Origin of the sequence: Limnohabitans sp., assembly GCF_031539105.1 — a bacterium.
In the GTDB taxonomy this organism is placed as follows: Bacteria; Pseudomonadota; Gammaproteobacteria; order Burkholderiales; family Burkholderiaceae_C; genus Limnohabitans.
Map to the genome: position 1 here is coordinate 59,132 of NZ_JAVKLM010000017.1, position 16,949 is coordinate 76,080.

At 48.4% G+C, this 16,949-nt stretch carries 19 protein-coding genes; 12 read left to right on the forward strand and 7 right to left on the reverse strand.

Annotated features, from left to right (window positions below; all coding sequences use genetic code 11):
• The first annotated feature begins 146 nt into the window (after positions 1-146).
• A complete protein-coding gene (locus tag RMR24_RS04225) occupies positions 147-893 on the forward strand; it encodes a tyrosine-type recombinase/integrase (RefSeq protein ID WP_310613837.1) in 747 nt (248 codons plus the stop codon).
• A 1,150-nt stretch (positions 894-2,043) separates the two neighbouring features.
• On the opposite strand, the gene RMR24_RS04230 is transcribed toward RMR24_RS04225, so the two are convergent.
• Positions 2,044-2,565 (reverse strand): site-specific integrase, encoded by a 522-nt coding sequence (locus tag RMR24_RS04230; RefSeq protein ID WP_310613899.1) that lies wholly within the window; start codon positions 2,563-2,565, stop codon positions 2,044-2,046.
• A 182-nt stretch (positions 2,566-2,747) separates the two neighbouring features.
• Here RMR24_RS04230 and RMR24_RS04235 point away from each other — a divergent pair, with 182 nt between their 5' ends.
• Genes RMR24_RS04235 through RMR24_RS04245 form a run of 3 tightly spaced genes read left to right on the forward strand, consistent with a single transcriptional unit; the run spans position 2,748 to position 3,654 of the window.
• Positions 2,748-3,104: a DUF6876 family protein gene (locus RMR24_RS04235; RefSeq protein WP_310613838.1), complete on the forward strand. Its 357-nt coding sequence runs from the start codon at positions 2,748-2,750 to the stop codon at positions 3,102-3,104.
• A gap of 48 nt (positions 3,105-3,152) precedes the next feature.
• Positions 3,153-3,434 carry a BrnT family toxin gene (locus tag RMR24_RS04240; protein ID WP_310613839.1) on the forward strand — a complete coding sequence of 94 codons (282 nt, stop codon included), beginning with the start codon at positions 3,153-3,155 and terminating at the stop codon, positions 3,432-3,434.
• A 10-nt stretch (positions 3,435-3,444) separates the two neighbouring features.
• Positions 3,445-3,654 (forward strand): BrnA antitoxin family protein, encoded by a 210-nt coding sequence (locus tag RMR24_RS04245; protein ID WP_310613840.1) that lies wholly within the window; start codon positions 3,445-3,447, stop codon positions 3,652-3,654.
• Positions 3,655-3,678: 24 nt separating this feature from the next.
• Here RMR24_RS04245 and RMR24_RS04250 read toward each other — a convergent pair whose 3' ends face one another.
• From RMR24_RS04250 to RMR24_RS04275, 6 genes are all read right to left on the reverse strand, one after another.
• Positions 3,679-3,831 carry a hypothetical protein gene (locus tag RMR24_RS04250; protein WP_310613841.1) on the reverse strand — a complete coding sequence of 51 codons (153 nt, stop codon included), beginning with the start codon at positions 3,829-3,831 and terminating at the stop codon, positions 3,679-3,681.
• Entirely contained in the window at positions 3,828-4,070 is a 243-nt protein-coding gene (locus tag RMR24_RS04255; RefSeq protein ID WP_310613842.1) for a hypothetical protein, read from the reverse strand. The genes RMR24_RS04250 and RMR24_RS04255 overlap by 4 nt, the downstream gene beginning before the upstream one ends.
• A gap of 243 nt (positions 4,071-4,313) precedes the next feature.
• Positions 4,314-4,667, reverse strand: a complete 354-nt coding sequence (locus RMR24_RS04260; RefSeq protein ID WP_310613843.1) for an HNH endonuclease — start codon at positions 4,665-4,667, stop codon at positions 4,314-4,316.
• 20 nt (positions 4,668-4,687) lie between these two features.
• Positions 4,688-5,095 (reverse strand): DUF4149 domain-containing protein, encoded by a 408-nt coding sequence (locus RMR24_RS04265; RefSeq protein WP_310613844.1) that lies wholly within the window; start codon positions 5,093-5,095, stop codon positions 4,688-4,690.
• A gap of 133 nt (positions 5,096-5,228) precedes the next feature.
• Positions 5,229-5,831 (reverse strand): LON peptidase substrate-binding domain-containing protein, encoded by a 603-nt coding sequence (locus RMR24_RS04270; protein ID WP_310613845.1) that lies wholly within the window; start codon positions 5,829-5,831, stop codon positions 5,229-5,231.
• Entirely contained in the window at positions 5,828-6,097 is a 270-nt protein-coding gene (locus RMR24_RS04275; protein ID WP_310613846.1) for a hypothetical protein, read from the reverse strand. Before RMR24_RS04275 ends, RMR24_RS04270 begins: the two co-directional genes overlap by 4 nt.
• Before the next feature lie 90 nt (positions 6,098-6,187).
• Here RMR24_RS04275 and RMR24_RS04280 point away from each other — a divergent pair, with 90 nt between their 5' ends.
• The 8 genes from RMR24_RS04280 (at position 6,188) to RMR24_RS04315 (ending at position 16,929) form a co-directional block, all read left to right on the forward strand.
• Complete coding sequence (locus RMR24_RS04280; protein WP_310613847.1) at positions 6,188-6,979, forward strand: glycosyltransferase; 792 nt, start codon at positions 6,188-6,190, stop codon at positions 6,977-6,979.
• A 17-nt stretch (positions 6,980-6,996) separates the two neighbouring features.
• Complete coding sequence (locus RMR24_RS04285) at positions 6,997-8,592, forward strand: hypothetical protein (protein ID WP_310613848.1); 1,596 nt, start codon at positions 6,997-6,999, stop codon at positions 8,590-8,592.
• Between the two features lie 281 nt (positions 8,593-8,873).
• Positions 8,874-9,884 carry a glycosyltransferase 61 family protein gene (locus RMR24_RS04290; RefSeq protein ID WP_310613849.1) on the forward strand — a complete coding sequence of 337 codons (1,011 nt, stop codon included), beginning with the start codon at positions 8,874-8,876 and terminating at the stop codon, positions 9,882-9,884.
• A 634-nt stretch (positions 9,885-10,518) separates the two neighbouring features.
• Entirely contained in the window at positions 10,519-12,648 is a 2,130-nt protein-coding gene (locus RMR24_RS04295; protein ID WP_310613850.1) for a capsular polysaccharide biosynthesis protein, read from the forward strand.
• Positions 12,649-12,674: 26 nt separating this feature from the next.
• Positions 12,675-13,838, forward strand: a complete 1,164-nt coding sequence (locus RMR24_RS04300) for a hypothetical protein (RefSeq protein ID WP_310613851.1) — start codon at positions 12,675-12,677, stop codon at positions 13,836-13,838.
• Complete coding sequence (locus RMR24_RS04305) at positions 13,831-15,198, forward strand: cytochrome P450 (RefSeq protein ID WP_310613852.1); 1,368 nt, start codon at positions 13,831-13,833, stop codon at positions 15,196-15,198. The genes RMR24_RS04300 and RMR24_RS04305 overlap by 8 nt, the downstream gene beginning before the upstream one ends.
• A gap of 61 nt (positions 15,199-15,259) precedes the next feature.
• A complete protein-coding gene (locus RMR24_RS04310) occupies positions 15,260-16,588 on the forward strand; it encodes a cytochrome P450 (RefSeq protein WP_310613853.1) in 1,329 nt (442 codons plus the stop codon).
• Positions 16,585-16,929 (forward strand): hypothetical protein, encoded by a 345-nt coding sequence (locus RMR24_RS04315; RefSeq protein WP_310613854.1) that lies wholly within the window; start codon positions 16,585-16,587, stop codon positions 16,927-16,929. Before RMR24_RS04310 ends, RMR24_RS04315 begins: the two co-directional genes overlap by 4 nt.
• Positions 16,930-16,949: the final 20 nt, after the last annotated feature.

Below are 16,949 nucleotides of genomic sequence, written 5' to 3' on the forward strand. Positions count from 1 at the left end.
CAGTGAAATTTTGCAAAGTAGTGCGGTTTGTATCTGCCGCCCGAATGGGGTCTACAGACCTAATTTCTAGAGCTACGGATTTTTTAGGTGAAGTACTTAGCCTTTTGCTCTGGTAGTTTTTAACCAGTAATCTACCGCTAAGAGATTTGCGATACGTACATGCCTGTGTATTTCGAGATTATTTGCTTGGCCTCGGGCTAAAACCAGTCACAGTTAGAAAACAGACCTCCATACTGAATGCAATGCTCAATGTGGCATTTCGCTACCTTGATATAGATAGATTTAGCCCATTCCGAGCTCTCAAGATTTCAGGCGTTGAGATTCGTCGTCCAATGCGAATCATTACTGATGAGCTGTTGCTTGAAGTTAAGCATAGGTTGATGATTCGTTTCACACCTTACAAATTAGTTGGACTGATTCAACTCAATACAGGGTTACGTCTATCTGAGCCCGTCTATGCCCGTGTTGAAGACTGTGTGTTGGATCATCCGATTCCTCATATTTGGGTTCGAAGAAACGAGTTGTCGAATCGCAAAACAAACAGCAGTATTCGGGCTGTGCCTCTGGTCGGTATTTCATTGTTTGCAGCTCAGAGGCTAGTTGAGTTTGCAAAGGGGGAGAGCAGTGAATGGCTTGTTCCTAAATACGCTCACTATCACGGCAGCAACACTTGCTCAGCAACTATGAACAAGTATTTGGCTGATTTGGACTTTAGGAGTCACATGTTCCGACATGGATTGATAGATAGGATGAAAGCTCGCAACGATATTCCAACTCGATTAGCTGAGAGCATTACGGGACACTCAAGCGGTGGGTCTGAGTTCAATTACTATGGAACTGTCGGATACACGTTGGAGCAAAAGTTGGAAGTCATTCAGAAAATTTGTATCTGATTGAGCTGCGCTAGATCGATAAGTTCGATACTCAAAATAGGCACCATCCCAGAATTTTGTGAAAATAGGGCGCGGAACCATCGCATGTTGAGCGTTTGGGCGCCTCAAATGCGGATATTTGTCGGTCTATGAAAACACAAGCGTAAAGAGTCTTTACGCTTGGTGTTCTATAAGCTCTAAATTCGACCTAAAAAGTAATTGTATATAATTATATGACTATACTACAAGCATACTACTTTGGGACTTTTTGAATTACGTAAGTTGTTGATTTAAATGGAGAATATGGCAAAACGCCATAGTATTCACACTGTGGGGGTCGCAAGTTCGAAACTTGCATCGCCCACCATTTTTGCCGCAATGAAATCAAGCACTTAGAAGCGATTCTTAGTGCTTTTTTTACGTCCAAAAGTAGTATAGATAGACCATACTACTCATCATAGATTTTTCGAAGTCTTTCCTTAGATTTTCGAACTGTGAATCATCTACAAATCAATCTCCACGCGCAGCGTTTCAAGCTGTACTGAGCAGCGCACTTTTTTTTGAGTGCTTGAGCCTCGGGCCAAATTTCCGTTGAAGAAATTAAACGCTACGTTTGTTTTGATTTGAGTTCAGCTACCTAGCCCTACGAGCCTTTCGAAAAACGCGTTGTAGGGCTTTTTTGACACCTTAAAGGGTTACTGAATTGGGTCCTGCACCCGTAAATATTTGGGCTGCGAAAAATTTAGGTGAAGTACTTTTCAAATCAAGCTGGTGATTTTTACTCGGTACCCATAGCTCTAACCTCTATTTTGCTTGGCCCAATTCCCAAGGACGTGGCCTACGCTTGCTCTGCAAGCTTTTGGAAACCATCTCAATACATCATTCGCAAGAGCAGTCACTTAAAACTACTGATCTTATGACTTTGGCTCAGTTTGGGTCTCCCGCCGCAATTCATAGGTCTTTGAGGTTATTAAGAGATAGTGGACTTGTGTTGGATTTTTATAAAGGCATAGATCGACGGGCCAAATACTTGTGCTCAAGCGAAATAGTGAATTCCTACTACTCGAAACTTGGTGCTGTTTTACTGGAATCAGTAAGAGAAGCTACTTAAAAATATTTACTAATAAGAAATAGCTCATTATAAGTGAGCTTTTTTTTGCTTGCCTACAACCTACACCAACTCAACAGCGGCCTTCAACTGGCTTGGGCTGCTGTAAAGGTACGCAGCGGTAGTGCTTATGCTGCGATGACCAGCGAGCGTTTTCAAGATGTGTATCGCGGTGCCTTTGTTCGCAAGGTTTGTTAAGAACGTTCTACGGCCGCTGTGGCTGCTTGCTCCCTCTAGTCCCGCACCTTCATAGAGCAGGGCAAAAGTCTGCGCCAAGCTATTAGCGCTGAAGCCTGCTTTCACGCTTTTTTGGCTAGCAAAGAATGGGTAGCTGCGATCTACGTACTTTAATTGCTCTGCGTAAGTTTGTAATTCCTCGCGCAGTTTGATGTTGACGAAAACTGTACGGGCGTGTCTTCCCTTGGTCATGTCTGGCAGCAAGCGAATCTCGTCCTTTACTGTTCCGTCTAAGTTCATCACATCGCTCCAGCGTAGGCAGGCGACTTCGCCAATTCTTAAACCAGCTAGGTGCGTCAGCAACATCATTGCTCTGTTGCGTTGCGCAAATGCTTTCTTTAGATACAGCCCGAATGGATCCTACAGATCTAAAAAGATTGGGCTGCAAAAAATTATGGTGGAGTACTTGTCAAAACACCATGGTGATTTTTACTCGGTACCCGTCCAAGTTATTGGGTTACCAAATGTCGGTTGTCCATCTGCATGTCTGAAACAAAACTGTAGTCATTCACTCAAAGAAGGACGCAGCAATGAAAAAATTCGACTCAACTCAACTCACGCAATTTATTGGAACAACTGGCTATTACCGAATCAGTCGCAGGCACCTGCTTACTGACGGTACTAAGTACTTGGCTGAAGAGGCTGAGTGTTTTTGGATGATGGATGCGATTGCTAGCCACTTAAGCGAGATTGGCACTGAGGACTGGTTTGTCCAAGTGCGCATGACTGTGAATGGCTACAGGGCAACGATGATCTACGAGGATGGCAGTGGCAAAGAGCATGCCCGTCAAGAGATTCCATACACAGACTTTCCAATGCACGCCATATCTTTGTTTGCCTGCTGGGACGGAGAGCACTGGGTGATCATGCTTCCTAGCGAATACTAAGCAAGTTAGGCTGTTGCAAGCAGCCTAAAAATAAACTACAGTGTAGTTATGAGCAGTATTAAATTTGAATGGGATGCTAAAAAAGCATCTGCAAACGAAAAGAAACACGGCATTTCTTTCGATGAGGCTCGTACTGTTTTCTTTGATGAAAACGCCAAGTTGATTGATGACCCCGATCATTCCGATGATGAGGAGAGGTTTGTTCTGCTGGGCTTAAGTAGCTCGCTCAAAGTTGTGCTGGTTTGCCATTGCTATCGTGAAGAGGGAAATGTGATCAGGATCATTTCTGCACGTAAGGCGTCCACACATGAATCTAAGCAATACCGATAAGAGGTGCACTATGAGAAAAGAATACGATTTCACCAAGGCGCGTAAAAATCCTTATGCTGCGCAGCTGAAGAAGCAGATCACCATTCGTTTGGATGAGGATTCAATTGGCTACTTCAAAGGTATTTCGGAACAAGTTGGCATCCCATACCAAAGCCTCATTAATCTCTACTTGCGCGATTGCGCAGCGCATCACCGCAAGTTAGATCTGCGCTGGAAGTGAGCCGTCAACAAGCTTGCTTCAAGTTCAATTTGAGCTTTTGACCTGACTAGGGCCAGACTGGATGCTGTGAAATCCGTACTGAGCCCATAGCAACCAACCTGCATCCTGCGCGTTCATGGCCGCGTATGGGCCTGCCAAATCTGGATCAGTGAAGGTACGAATGTCTTTGGTGTTCATTCGTTACTCAAGTCTATTAGCTTAACCATTTTCATGAGCCCGTCGGATGCTTCTTCAATCAAGTCCAAAACATGTTCAAACCCCTGTTCTCCACCGTAGTAGGGGTCAGGAATGATTGAGGCTTGTGCCGTTTGTAAGAACTCAGCAAATCCACGAATCTTGTGTTGGTGCTCAGAAGGACACCGCTCCTCAAGTAATGCGGCGATCAAGTCGAGCAACTTTGGAGTCAGGTCCAACATACCGGATCTGCCGCTGATTACCTCAGTCCTTCAGCTCCTGGTTCGCTGATTCCCTCTGATGTTGAATCGAGTTTTAGCTGTGAGCATCAGACGATAAATTTTGCTGTTCTCAATGCTCAAGTTGACGAGATGGATTGGCTGGAGTTAGCCAGGTCAGGACATCGTCGAGCTAGGATTACGCATGACCGTTGGGAATGGCTGGTGCCATAAAAATGAATCTGATCATGAATCACGTTCAATGGGTTATTTGCTCTTAAGTCTTTGACTTTTACGCGTGCGTTCAAAGAAATCATCAGGTTTGGTGCGAACCCATTTGATAAATGGCTGCAGCTCCACGTTGTTTTTTAATGCTTCAACGGTGTTTAGACTTTTCGCAAGCTCAGCCTCAGTGAAGAGAGCATGTATTTGGCGGTGGCAAATGCGATGAAGCGCTGCTGTTTGTGAGCCGCCCCAAGACTTAGGCACCAAGTGATGAGCATCCCTTTGCGGGGGAGGAATAAGTCTCTCGCATAGGGGACAAATTTCCTCCTTATCTGCCGGTACCCCAAGCTGAGCTAGTTGCGCTTGCAGGAGTTTTTTTTTGATGCGTCCAGGCACGATTTGTAAATTGGAACAGCTTAGTTAGATAAGCGAACAAGCACTACGGCTGATGCGACTATGTGAGCAAGCGTCACAACCACTGAAAGACCATGAAGTCCCATAAATCGAACCCAGTCATCGCTGTCAGTTGCTTTGTTGATTGCGGGCATCAGGATCTGTCTGGTTGGAATCGTAGTCAGTGCAATCACCGCTAAAACAGCTGAGCTAATGATGTCTTGTTGGGCTGTTAGAACAGCGGCCGCAGTAGATGCTGCAATGACGTATATGTAGAAAAAAGGAAAAGCTTTTCTGATCAGAATGCGTGCATCCGCAATGGGCATCACCTTAAATAGAAATGCAGCAAAACTGCCAGCGAATAACAGCATGCCACCGAACAGGAAAGCTGTTGTTAGCAGTGCGGAGATTTTGAGGGCAGTGTTCAACATTTTTTACTTCGGTAAAGAGTTCCAAGTAGATTTAGCAAGGCGACATTTGTTTCTTGCGCTGCGAACCTAATTGTCACTAGTCACATTTTTATTTGCTATGAATAGCTCATCAACTATTCATCCTTGAGGGGTATTACGAGTCTTTGATTAGCGAATCAATCTTTTGCATTCTCTCGAGAGGATCAAGTTCGCACAGTAGTTCAAGTTTCTTTTCCGTGCTGATGTCCATTGCCTCTGCATATCGGTTTGCAACCCATCCACATTGATCAAGCAGGTAGGGTTTAAAGATAGGAAGTCTGTGACTTTGCCCTTGCTGCTGGGCGCTAGCTATCACTTTGCCGAGCCTATCCGCATGGTGTTGCAAGGACAGTGGTGGTTCAATCTCATGATCGTTGGGCAGATATGAGACTTGACCTTGCCAGACACCAAATGGCCCGGGTTGTGTGTCGTGCAATTCAAATCGAATCCCACCTTGGCAAATCACACGGAATAAGTTGGCTTGTACTTGTTCAAAGGTTCGGATGTGTGCAGTGCAACCATGCATGTGCAGCAGAGGTGTCTCGCCTGGTACTTGTATCTCACTGCCTTTTTTTAACCAAACGACACCAAATGGGATTTGTTGTTGGTGGCAGCGCTTGATCAAATCAAGATAACGAATTTCGAAGATTTGCAGCGACAGCATGCCATCTGGAAATAGCCCGTGAGATAGTGGGAACAGGGAGATTTTTTCAGTCATGGCGTAACTTCAAACACCTTTGTTAGCTGGATGACATGTTGCTTATGCGATCCAGATATCGCTTTTTTTACGATCTTGTAGATGTCTAGATCAAACTCGGCCTGTCCAGCCTCTGCCAGGCTGTAAAGCTCATCGTGATCATTAGCGATTCCAAGGTAACACCACTTGTCGATCACTACGATGCTCTCTCCGTCCTTGATAGCTATTGCACCATCAAATGGCCACACTTGTACTTTATAGAGATTAAGTGCTGTTTGTAATTTCAAATGGTGTACGTCTAACGATACCTGGGGGCTTGGTTTGAGGCTTTAAAACTCTCACCGCATTACGAGCAAATGTGCCGAACTGGAATATTTATGAGTGACGCTTCGTTCAAGACCTATGAGCTTTTTGGGGCTTTAGAAGGTCTATCTTTTGAGCAGTGGTGGGCATCAACAGGATCTAGAAAATTAGGTTGTGGTTGCCTTGAGTTACAGCCGGGTCTAGAGATCTCATATCAATCAAATTGGGATGAGTTCAAAATTTCAGTAAGAAATTTTTCACTGAAGAATGTTGCCTGTTTCACATTTCACGACATTGCGGCAGTTGTTGATGCTTCTAGTTGCAACTTGTTATCGATGAACCCAATCGCATGGCCTTTTTTCAAGGCTCGTATTTCGCCATACTCAATCAATAAGTCTCTTAGCGTACTTATCGGCATGCGCCAACTTGGCTTTGAAGTCGAGGTGTTTGAGCGTCTGCCTTATCGTGTGTTTCAGGGCTTCTATGGTGCCATCGACTGCTTGCTCATGTGCAGCGGCCACGAGGGTGGCCCGGCCAGCGTGCCCGAGTCGCTGGCCACCGGTACCCCGGTGCTCACGAGTCGTGTGGGCATGTCGATTGACTTGATCATCGACGGAGATAACGGCTATTTCCTCGAGCTGAATCCTGATGAAGATGCCAATGTGATCCACCGCCTTGCTTCCAGCCCGCAGGCTTACGCCTCGCTGGAGGCGACTTGCCGCTCGTTGGCCGCAGAGGTTCCTACATGGAGGGACTCCATCCAAGAGAACCTGACTGTGTACGGTCAAATCGCCGGATTTGATTTGAAAACCCCTCCCGCCATTGTTGTGACGCCGGTGTTCGACACCCTTGAGATTCAAACCTAAGAACGCTGGACCTAGCCATGAAAAGCAAGCTCAACATCCTGCTGGCCGACGACCTGCATATTAACGTCAAAAACTTCGCATCCTTCTACAAGTTTATGGAGAAGCAGGGCGCGACGGTCAAGAACATTAACACTCGACGTGCCTGGATAACGGTCTACGGCCACTACGAACCCATGGCTTCAGTGCGCGAGCGTGCCCGCCTATTGGCCAAGCTGGGAGCCGACGAGCTGTATAACTACCAAGTTAAAGGAGTCAACCTCTTTAATGTCGCTCGTGCCGAGGTGATGGCTCGTGTCGTAGTTCAGCCTGAGTGGCATGGTACCCACTATCCGCATACCTCCCGGGGCATCTTCGACCAGCTGATGGAGCAGAACAAGCAGGTGCTTATGCTCGGCCTGGCGGCGGCTTGGGACTGGCTCGATTTCTGGACACAAGCTCTGGCTGACGAGAAGCAATTCTCACACGCCTGCATCTTCTCGGGCTCGCTGATCTATCAGCGTACGCTCATGGAGCTGCTGCGATTCACGCCCACTAAGGTCATCGTGATGGAGACCTTCTTCACCGGAAACGACTACTACTGCGAAGAGAAGTACGAACCGATTGCAAACAATACCAACCTCAAGCACAAGACGGTGTTCGAGTCGCTGGCTGGAGTTAAGCAGGAGAATCTGGTCGACCGAGAGCGCATCAAAGCTCTCAACAAGGTGCTAGCCATGAACAACAAGAACGTGCAACAGCCAGATACTGGCGAACCGCTTGTGTTCGCGGACGCGGCCAAAATCGTCACGATTTTCGGTCAGGTAGTTAATGATTTCTCACTGCTTGAGTATCGCGCCATCGGTTTATGCTCCATTGCAATTTATAAGGAGCTCATTCACGAGCTTGTCTCAAGCGGCTTTAATGTTGTTTTCAAGGCGCATCCGTGGGAGGAAAAAAAGACTAATATTTGCCGACCGCTAACCCACGACGCCATCTGCAATTACATTGCTACGTTGCCCGAAGTGTTAAAAAAGCGTGTTCAGGTCGTCGACCATTACCCCATCGACAAGCTTTTTGAAATGTCGGACGCCGTTGTGGGTCTGAATTCCCAGAGCCTGATCGAGGCAGCTTTCCATGGCCTCAAGCCGATCCAGTTCGGTGATGCGTTCTTCGGCAATAAAGGCTTTACCTACGACTTCACGCCAGCTCAGATTCGTGAAGTCGTCTCCAGCTTGCAGCAGGGCAGCCTTTCGGGCGCGCTCTCGCTGGCCGAATATCGCTGCTTCGAGGACTTCCTGATCACGGCTTTACAACTATTTATGGTGTCCTGCCAAGATTCAGGTCTATTGCGCTTGGCGCAGGTGTTCGAGATGCCCGCATCTATTGCTTTGCTCTCAGACAAGGCGGCAAAGGGCCAGGTTCAACCTACGCCAGCCATGACCACTGCAACGCCCCTCCCTGAGGCCAGATTGGCAACTGCCCCCGCCATTAGCCAGAAGGATAAGTCGCTTGTAACGGGCGCTAGCGATCCCAGTCCACTCGATCGCAAGTTGCACAAGCTGCGTCGTAATCCGCGCAAGTTCTTCGCGGACTCGAACAACGGTCTGGTCCGTATCTTTCGTCACCTGTTCTGAACTTACAAATGTGAAAACCCATTGGCAATCGAGTGGTTATCGCAGCTGAAGCAGAAGTCAATTGCGATATTTCATACTATGCGATTGCCGGCTGAGTGCCAGCCAAAATAATACGCTCACGATTCAATAACGAGATTGTCAAAGAACTGTTGTAAACAACTTGGCGGGATTTATTGCTTGAAAAATTAAAGACTCACCATTTGACAAAATTAATCTACGTGTCGAGCAAAGAAAAAGATGAATTATTTTCTACAAAGCGATCTCAAACAAGGCGAGCGATCATGAGTGTACACCCCAAAAATATTAGCAAATTTAATCAGCTTGACGTTCGGAAGTGCTGGGATAGGCCACCCATTTGGAGAAAATCGGAGTTGGTTGCTATGCCAGGCTTTTCGTGCCTTTACGATCTATCAGGCCAACGCATCGAGGAAACAAGACGGGACTACATTGAGGGCGAGAAATTCATAAAAAGCATCTCTCCAACTCAAGCTCCACCCTACTGCAAGATACCAAACGACCTTACAGTGATTGATGAGCCTATTCTCTATGGCGGACAGATTGGCGCGCATTACGGGCATTTTCTCTCGGACCACGTTTCCAGAATGTGGCCCATATTTGATGAACACCTCTATAAAAAAATATTTTTATTGCCAAGATCCAATGCCGAATTAAACTATTCTTTCGTTCAGCGATTTCTTGAATTGACTGGAATCGCGAAGGAAAAATTTATAACACCAACTAAACCAACCTTATTAAGACGGGTATACATCCCTGCACCATCATTGCAACAGATATCAACGATATATCCTGTCCAAAAAACAATTCATGAACATGTAGCCCGAAATTCCCTCTTGAGCAGCACAGGCTTAAATAGCATCGACGCCCCAGTTTATTTATCAAGGTCAAAATTGAATAGCGCAAACAGGCTAATTAAAAACGAGGAAGCACTTGAGTCAAAGCTATCTTCATTTGGCTACAAAATTGCTTATCCTGAGGATTTATCACTAGACGATCAAATATCATTATTTAATTCTAGGCATCCAGTTGTAGGTTTTATTGGATCAGCATTTCATTCTTCGCTTTTCACGCTTAATAATGAAAAAAGGTTCTGCATATTATCGGGTGAAAATGTCAATCCAAGATTTCTACTAATTGATGCAATAAAGAACTATCATCCAATGTACGCCAATATCTGCATGCCGACCGACTCTTGCAAAGATGGACCAGCGCGCGATGTAGCTTTCAATATCGATGCTGCACTTGATTTTTTATTTGCAGAGGGCTTTATTTAATTTACTTTTTAAATAAAGTCAGCAATGGTTTTTATATATTTCCTAGAAGCCAAAATGGGAAATTAGATTTATAGTCTACGAAAATAGCGACCCTCCTAGTTCATTTGAATCAAAAGTTTAGCAGCGCCAGAATATACGCTTTGATATCCCAATTATTGGTTTAAATTTAAATGAATTCTGGATGAATTACAACGTGTTAGAACTGGTCAAGAGAACGATTGAGATCCAGATTTAAACCCTACAAGCGATGATAAGCAAACTGGACGACGAGTTTCACCGTACGGTGAATACCATTTTGCATGCTGGAACGGGGAGGCTGGAAACGCGAAGCCTGCAACAACAATCTGGTTCCAACAAGCTTCACCACCACAACGCTAGTGATGGGCGGCAAGGGCAGGAATTCCAGGGTCTGATCTCAGATAGCGATGTGCGTCATGCATTCGATTCCGATAAAGATTACAAGCCCTTCATTGCTGCGCAGATCATTTCAACCCGTCTCAAATCGCTGTCATCGGACATTAGCTTTGCTGAGGCAGAAGACCTAATTCGGCCCTGCAAGATCAATGCGTTGGTGGTGAAGGACACAGCAGAACCGATGGTTGGTTTGCTGCAGATCTGCGACATACATCACCTAATGAAATTACGGCCCGATATTGCCGCCATCGGTGTCATGTCAAGCGGCATGTTGCGTCTTCCGTTCCTAGCGGAAATGACGGGAATGCGTGTTAAGTCAGTTACGCGGGTATCGGTCAGCAATGGCTTGTCGGCCATTGCCGGTTGGGGCTACCGCCCCACTGGCAGTGAGGCGCTGGCTTATGCTAAGCGGCACCACTTACCTTATTGGGCGTTCGAAGACGGCTTCCTGCGCTCCTACGGCACTGGCGACCGTTTTCCGCCCTTATCCATTGTGGTGGACGGAGCTGGCATTTTTTACGATAGCACCCGCCCCAGCGCGTTGGAGGGGTTGCTAGCCAGCTCACAAGATGTGCTGGCGGGCCATGAGGGGCTAGTTGATAAGGTCCTGGGGGTGTCGCTGGAAAAAGGTTTGAGCAAGTACAACCATTCGGCGGATGGATTGCTTCGCCGCTTCGTTCCTCGCAATGACATGCTCGTACAGCGTGTTTTGGTAATTGACCAGACGTTGGGTGATATGAGCGTTTCGCTGGGTGGTGCGACGGCTCAAGCTTTCACAGCCATGTTGGCAGCGGCCAAAGCTGAAAACCCAAGAGCCAGTATTTTTGTAAAGACACACCCCGAAGTGTCTTCAGGCCGCAAGGGCGGCTATTTGACGCAGGTGCAGCCTGATGATCGCACCGTGTTGCTGCGCGATGCGGTCAACCCAATGAGCCTGCTCGGCCAGATGGATAAGGTGTATGTGGTCACCAGCACCATGGGTTTTGAGGCCTTGCTGGCGGGCAAACCCGTGGTGTGCTTTGGGGTGCCTTGGTACGCTGGTTGGGGCGTGACGGATGACCGTTGCAAAGATTCACCTGCTTGGGAGCGGCGCACGCGCCAACGCTCGGTGCGCGAGTTGTTTGCTGCCGCTTACATCCACTACACCCGTTACCTCGATCCGGTCACGCACCAGCGCGGCAGCATTTTGGATGTGATCGATTGGTTGGTATGCCAAAAAGAGATGGCCAACCGCATGCACGGTGAGCAACGCCAAGGGCGTGTGCTGGGTGTGGGTTTTCGGCGCTGGAAGGCGGCTAACCTAAAGCCCATGCTTGGCTTGCATCGCGATCTGGTGCAATTTGCTCCAAATGCAAGTGGTCTAGAAAAGCTTTCACCTCAACTTGGAGAAACTTTAGTTTGTTGGGGGGCTAGTCCTCCATCTGAATTAATTGCATTAGCGCACGACAAACAATTCAAACTATTACATCTAGAAGACGGCTTCATACGCTCCGTAGGTTTGGGTTCCGACCTCATTCGTCCTCATTCATTGGTGCTAGACGAGCGCGGCATTTACTTTGATGCCACACGCCCTTCGGATTTAGAACACATGCTGGCCACTCGTGAGTTCACGATAGAGGACAGGCAACGGGCGCAGCAAGTGCGGGCGTTCATCGTTGAACACAGCATTACCAAATACAACTTAGAGCCACGACAAACTGTGCAATGGCCTAGCAATGGGCGGTTGGTGGTGTTGGTCCCTGGGCAGGTTGAAACCGATGCATCTATTCGGCTAGGCTGCACCTCTGTGCGGACCAACTTAGATTTGCTCCGTGCTGTCCGCCAAGCTCGACCAGATGCCTTTATTGTTTACAAACCACACCCCGATGTGCTGAGCGGTAACCGCAAAGGGCGTGTAGCCTTGGCGGCTGTACGCGAGTATGCAGACCATGTTGAGGCGGGTGTGTCGGTGGTGAGTTGTATTGAAGCCAGCGATGAGGTCCACACCATGACATCGCTCACAGGCTTTGATGCGCTGTTACGCGGCAAAAAGGTGGTGACGTATGGCCAGCCTTTTTATGCAGGCTGGGGCCTGACTGAAGACCGAGCAGAAAACGCCACTGCGTTTGAAAGGCGGCAACGCCGTTTGACCTTGGATGAACTAGTTGCAGGCGCTTTGCTGTATTACCCCATTTATTGGGATTGGGACTTAAAGGGCTACACCACCTGCGAGGCTGTGCTGCATCGCATTGTTGAGCAGCGCATGGCGCTTGAGGCTAATGGTGGTTTGCATAAGCTGCGTGTGGGTTTTGTGCGCCGACAGTTACGTAAGGCCAAAGTGTTGTTTGACAGTTGGACTGGGCGTTTGTGACAGGAGGCTTTGTATTACGTAGACGCGTGCATTACTTCAGCGGTTTTGACCCACGCGGTGCTGCCTATTACCACCGCTTGTGTGAAGAAGAAGCGGCCAAGCCGCAAGTGCAGGGCGGCACCTTGAGTGTTGGGCGTCGCAGGCGCATGGGTAAGCTGTTTAACCATTGGGTGGTGGCTTGGCAAGGCGGCGGCAAAGACTCAAAGTCAGTTGAAACCCAGCATGTGTTTATGAGTTGGGACGACATCATCCGCAACCATTGGAGCAAAAGCCCTTGGGCTCTAGCCAAGGAGTTTTGGCTGGCGTATCGCGGCATTATTTTTGATGTGGACTTGTCGCGGGTTAAGCAAATTTTTGAGGGTGTTTATGTGACTGGCATTTTGCCGGGTGCATATTTGCTGGGTTCGTTGTTGTTAGGTGTTTTGCTTTCTATTTTTTTACTGTCACTAAGCACGCTGATGCTTGGCCCCCAATGGCTGCAATGGGCGTGGCAAGTGTTTGCTTGTCTCTCGGGCGCTGGGTTGGTGGTGGCACTGGGTGTGTATGGCGAGCTTAGGGGCTTGTTTTGGTTGCTTCGCATATTTACGTACGTTATTCGCATGGGGCGCACTGGTATAGATGGTTCAGAACAACGTAGACAGCAATGGGTAGAGCACGTGATACAGCGCCAACAAGAAGACCCTGTAGATGAGGTGCTGTTGGTGGGCCACAGCATCGGCACATTGATGATGGTGGGCGCTATAGATGCTTTGCTGCAAGACCCACGCTGGCAGGCGTTGCAGCACGGGCGAAAAACCAAAGTGTTGACCTTGGGGCAGTGCTACCCGTTCATTGCTATGGTGCCAAGGCCCAAAGCCCAGTTGTTCAAAGAAGCTTTACAGCGCTTGAGCTTCCATACACATTTGCTGTGGTGGGACATCACGGCCAAGATAGACCCACTGTGTTTTTACCGCGCGCACCCCTTGGTTAAAACAGATGTGGACCACAGCAAGGCCCCGATGCCTGTGCTGCACAGTGCCAGTTTTTTCAAGATGTACCCCCCTCAAAGTTGGGCCTTGATTCGGAAAAACAAACTAGACGCGCATTTTTTGTATTTGCGTGCGCCAGAGTTGGCAGGTAACTTTAATTTGTTTGATGTGCTGTATGGCCCAAATTGGTTTGAGCATTACGTAGGGCGCGTGGATGACTAAGCTGACACCGCCTGTACCGATGCCGCTGAAAAAAAGCAAGATTGGTATTTTTGGTTTTTGGCGTGTCGCATATTCGTGGATAGACGCACTCAGCCACAAAAGCTACGAGATGTTGCTAGGCCATTTTTGGCTGCCAGCCATGCGTGTGTTCATCATCAACGACCCCAAGTGGGTCGAGCGCATTTTGGTGAAAGAGCCAGCTAACTACCCAAAGCACCGTTTGATGCACGAGTCCTTAGAGCCGTTGATCGGTTCTAGCCCGTTCACTACTAATGGCAAATTGTGGGGGCAACAGAGGCGCATGCTGGACCAGGCTTTTGGCCATGCTCGTTTGAGTTTGGTGTTCCCACTCATGCAGCAGGCGTGCGCAGATATGTTGGGGCGTTTTGAGCAGCATGACCTCGGTAAGCCCCTAGATGTTGATGCCGCTATGACGCATGTGACGGCAGACATTGTGTATCGCACCATTTTTTCAGCGCCGTTGGGTGAAGATGAAGCTACCAGCCTATTTGCTGCTTTCACCCGCTACCAAGAGTTTGCGCAAAAGGTGATGGTGTGTAGGCTACTGCGTTTGCCTGTGTTTTTGTATGACTATCGGCGGCGTCAATACGCCAATGTGATCAGAGAATTTTTAGGCGCGAAGGTCAGGGCGCGTTTTGAGTTTTTATCAATGGTCGATGAGCAAAACGGGGCTGATATTTTGTCGGGGTTGCGCACTGCAATAGATCCAGAGGATGGATCTGTGTTGACCGAGAAAGAGGTGTTGGACCAGGTGTGCATGCTGTTTTTAGCAGGACACGAAACATCAGCAAGTTCATTGAGTTGGTGTTTCTATGTGTTGGGCGAAGCTCCTGAGTTGCAAAGTCAATTGCAAGAAGAACTACTAGAGGTTGCGCCGACGGGTGAATTAGCTTTTGCTGACTTGCGTCGCTTATCTGCTTTGCCAGCGATGTTTCGAGAGGTATTGCGGCTGTACCCACCCGTTGGTTACTTTCCCCGCGAGGCCACGCAAGACCAAGAGATTCGCGGTGCAAAAGTACGTAAGGGGGACGCGCTGCTGGTGTTTCCATGGTTGCTGCACCGACACCGACGTTGGTGGCGTGAGCCCGATGTGTTTAAGCCTGCGCGGTTTTTGGATAAAGACCGTGCCCCTGTGCGTGGTACTTATTTGCCTTTTGGATTAGGTGCTCGTGCCTGCATAGGCGCGGGGTTCGCTATGCAAGAAGCCGAGTTAATTTTGAGTGCAGTGATGAAGAACTACGACGTGATGGCCGTGCCGGGGTTTGAGCCGCAGGTGGTAGGGCGTTTGACTGTGCGATCTGACAAAGGCATCCAAGTGATGTTGAAGCGAAAGTTTTGATGTGAGCCATTTTTGTCCTGTTTATCCCAAACCAAGACAGAGCAAGGCTTCGGCGTTGTTGATGTTTTTTAGCGCTAGACGTTCATGGCTAGATGCCTTGTACGAGCGCAGCTATCGCATGCAAATGGGCGAGGTCCATTTGCCAGGCTTAGACCTTTACATGGTGAACAAGCCAAGCCTCGTGAAACAGGTGATGGACACACACGCGGAGGCTTTTCCGAAAAGCAATTTACTTGGGGAAGCATTGAAGCCTTTGCTGGGCGAAAGTATTTTCACCACCTCGGGTGAGCAGTGGCGCAAGCAACGCAGCATGATGGACCCTGCATTTGCGCAGGCACGTTTGAATGTGGCTTTTCCTGTAATGCAAGCGGCAGTGGCCGACATGTTGAAGCGGTTGGCGGTTTTGCCAGACGGGGCAGAGTACGACTTAGAGGTTGAGATGACGCATGTGACTGCGGACATCATCTTTCGCACTATTTTTTCAGTACCCATGGAGGGCGCTGATGCCAAGCGTATCTTTACAGAGTTTGCAAGGTTTCAGGCCATTGCGCCAAGGTTGCTGTTGCCCTCAATTTATGGCTTGCGGTGGCTTGTTTGGCCATGGGATGTGTGGCGCAGCAGACGCTCCGCCGCAGCCATTCGTGGTTTATTAGGGCAACTGATTCGCCCACGTTTTGACGCCCACCGAGCAGGTAAGCCGAGTGACACCACAGACATTTTGCAATCGTTTTTAGACGCGAAAGACGAAGCAACAGGCGAGGGCTTTGGCTTTGATGAGCTGTTAGACCAAGTGGCTATGTTGTTTTTAGCGGGTCATGAAACTTCGGCCAGCGCCTTAACTTGGGCTTCTTACTTGATAGCCAACGCACCCGATATACAAGAGCGCATGCACCAAGAGGTGGTGATGCATTTGGCAGATAGGCAGCCCGAGCTGTCAGACATGCGCTACCTAGACTTGGTGCGCAATGTGTTCAGAGAAACCTTGCGCTTGTTTCCGCCAGTAGGTTTTATGGCACGGCAATCTAGCGCGGTATGCCCAATGCATAAAAAAGAGATTGAAAAGGGGGCCACCGTGGTTGTGTCGCCGTGGTTGATGCAGCGTCATCGAGACCTTTGGGAGGAGCCTGATGCCTTTAAACCCGAACGATACAACAACGATGCGTCGCGTGAGTCATTGAAGCAAGCTTATTTGCCGTTTGGGATGGGACCGCGTGTTTGTATGGGTGCTGCGTTTGCGTTGCAAGAGGCGACGTTGATCTTGGCAAGCTTGGTACGCCATTACAAAATTTCAGCACTACCTGGCCATGAACCGCAGCCTGTAGGACGTTTGACGATTCGTTCAGCCAATGGCGTACGACTGAAGCTACATAGACGAAAGAAGGGTATATGAAGGAGCGGACGGTTGGATTTGCGTTGCTATGTGCATTGATACCGCTGGCGATATTGGGATATTGGTTGCTGCTATGGATTGGGTTTTTTGGGCCGAATGCACGAGGACGAGCTGGTGTGCGGGCACTGGATAACTTTGTGAATGCCACTATTTTTAATGGCTACGCATGGGAATCGATTTCTTCTCATGCGTGGCGTGAGCGTGAGAAGCGCTGGGCGAAAGTGGTGATTCGTATCACCGACAAATTTCAACCAGGCCACTGTCAGCGCGCCAACAAGCGTGAGCAGCCGGTGGTTGACTTGATTCGCAAATCTAAGCTCGACAGCCAAACCATTTTTTGATGTTTTGCATTAAGACGATC

Coding starts and splice junctions, on each gene's coding strand:
- RMR24_RS04235 (WP_310613838.1), top strand. CDS start 2,748: ATGAAAAAATTCGACTCAACTCAACTCACGCAATTTATTGGAACAACT.
- RMR24_RS04285 (WP_310613848.1), top strand. CDS start 6,997: ATGAAAAGCAAGCTCAACATCCTGCTGGCCGACGACCTGCATATTAAC.
- RMR24_RS04315 (WP_310613854.1), top strand. CDS start 16,585: ATGAAGGAGCGGACGGTTGGATTTGCGTTGCTATGTGCATTGATACCG.
- RMR24_RS04250 (WP_310613841.1), bottom strand. CDS start 3,831: ATGAACACCAAAGACATTCGTACCTTCACTGATCCAGATTTGGCAGGC.
- RMR24_RS04280 (WP_310613847.1), top strand. CDS start 6,188: ATGAGTGACGCTTCGTTCAAGACCTATGAGCTTTTTGGGGCTTTAGAA.
- RMR24_RS04310 (WP_310613853.1), top strand. CDS start 15,260: ATGTTTTTTAGCGCTAGACGTTCATGGCTAGATGCCTTGTACGAGCGC.
- RMR24_RS04290 (WP_310613849.1), top strand. CDS start 8,874: ATGAGTGTACACCCCAAAAATATTAGCAAATTTAATCAGCTTGACGTT.
- RMR24_RS04240 (WP_310613839.1), top strand. CDS start 3,153: ATGAGCAGTATTAAATTTGAATGGGATGCTAAAAAAGCATCTGCAAAC.
- RMR24_RS04265 (WP_310613844.1), bottom strand. CDS start 5,095: ATGTTGAACACTGCCCTCAAAATCTCCGCACTGCTAACAACAGCTTTC.
- RMR24_RS04270 (WP_310613845.1), bottom strand. CDS start 5,831: ATGACTGAAAAAATCTCCCTGTTCCCACTATCTCACGGGCTATTTCCA.
- RMR24_RS04305 (WP_310613852.1), top strand. CDS start 13,831: ATGACTAAGCTGACACCGCCTGTACCGATGCCGCTGAAAAAAAGCAAG.
- RMR24_RS04245 (WP_310613840.1), top strand. CDS start 3,445: ATGAGAAAAGAATACGATTTCACCAAGGCGCGTAAAAATCCTTATGCT.
- RMR24_RS04295 (WP_310613850.1), top strand. CDS start 10,519: ATGAAATTACGGCCCGATATTGCCGCCATCGGTGTCATGTCAAGCGGC.
- RMR24_RS04255 (WP_310613842.1), bottom strand. CDS start 4,070: ATGTTGGACCTGACTCCAAAGTTGCTCGACTTGATCGCCGCATTACTT.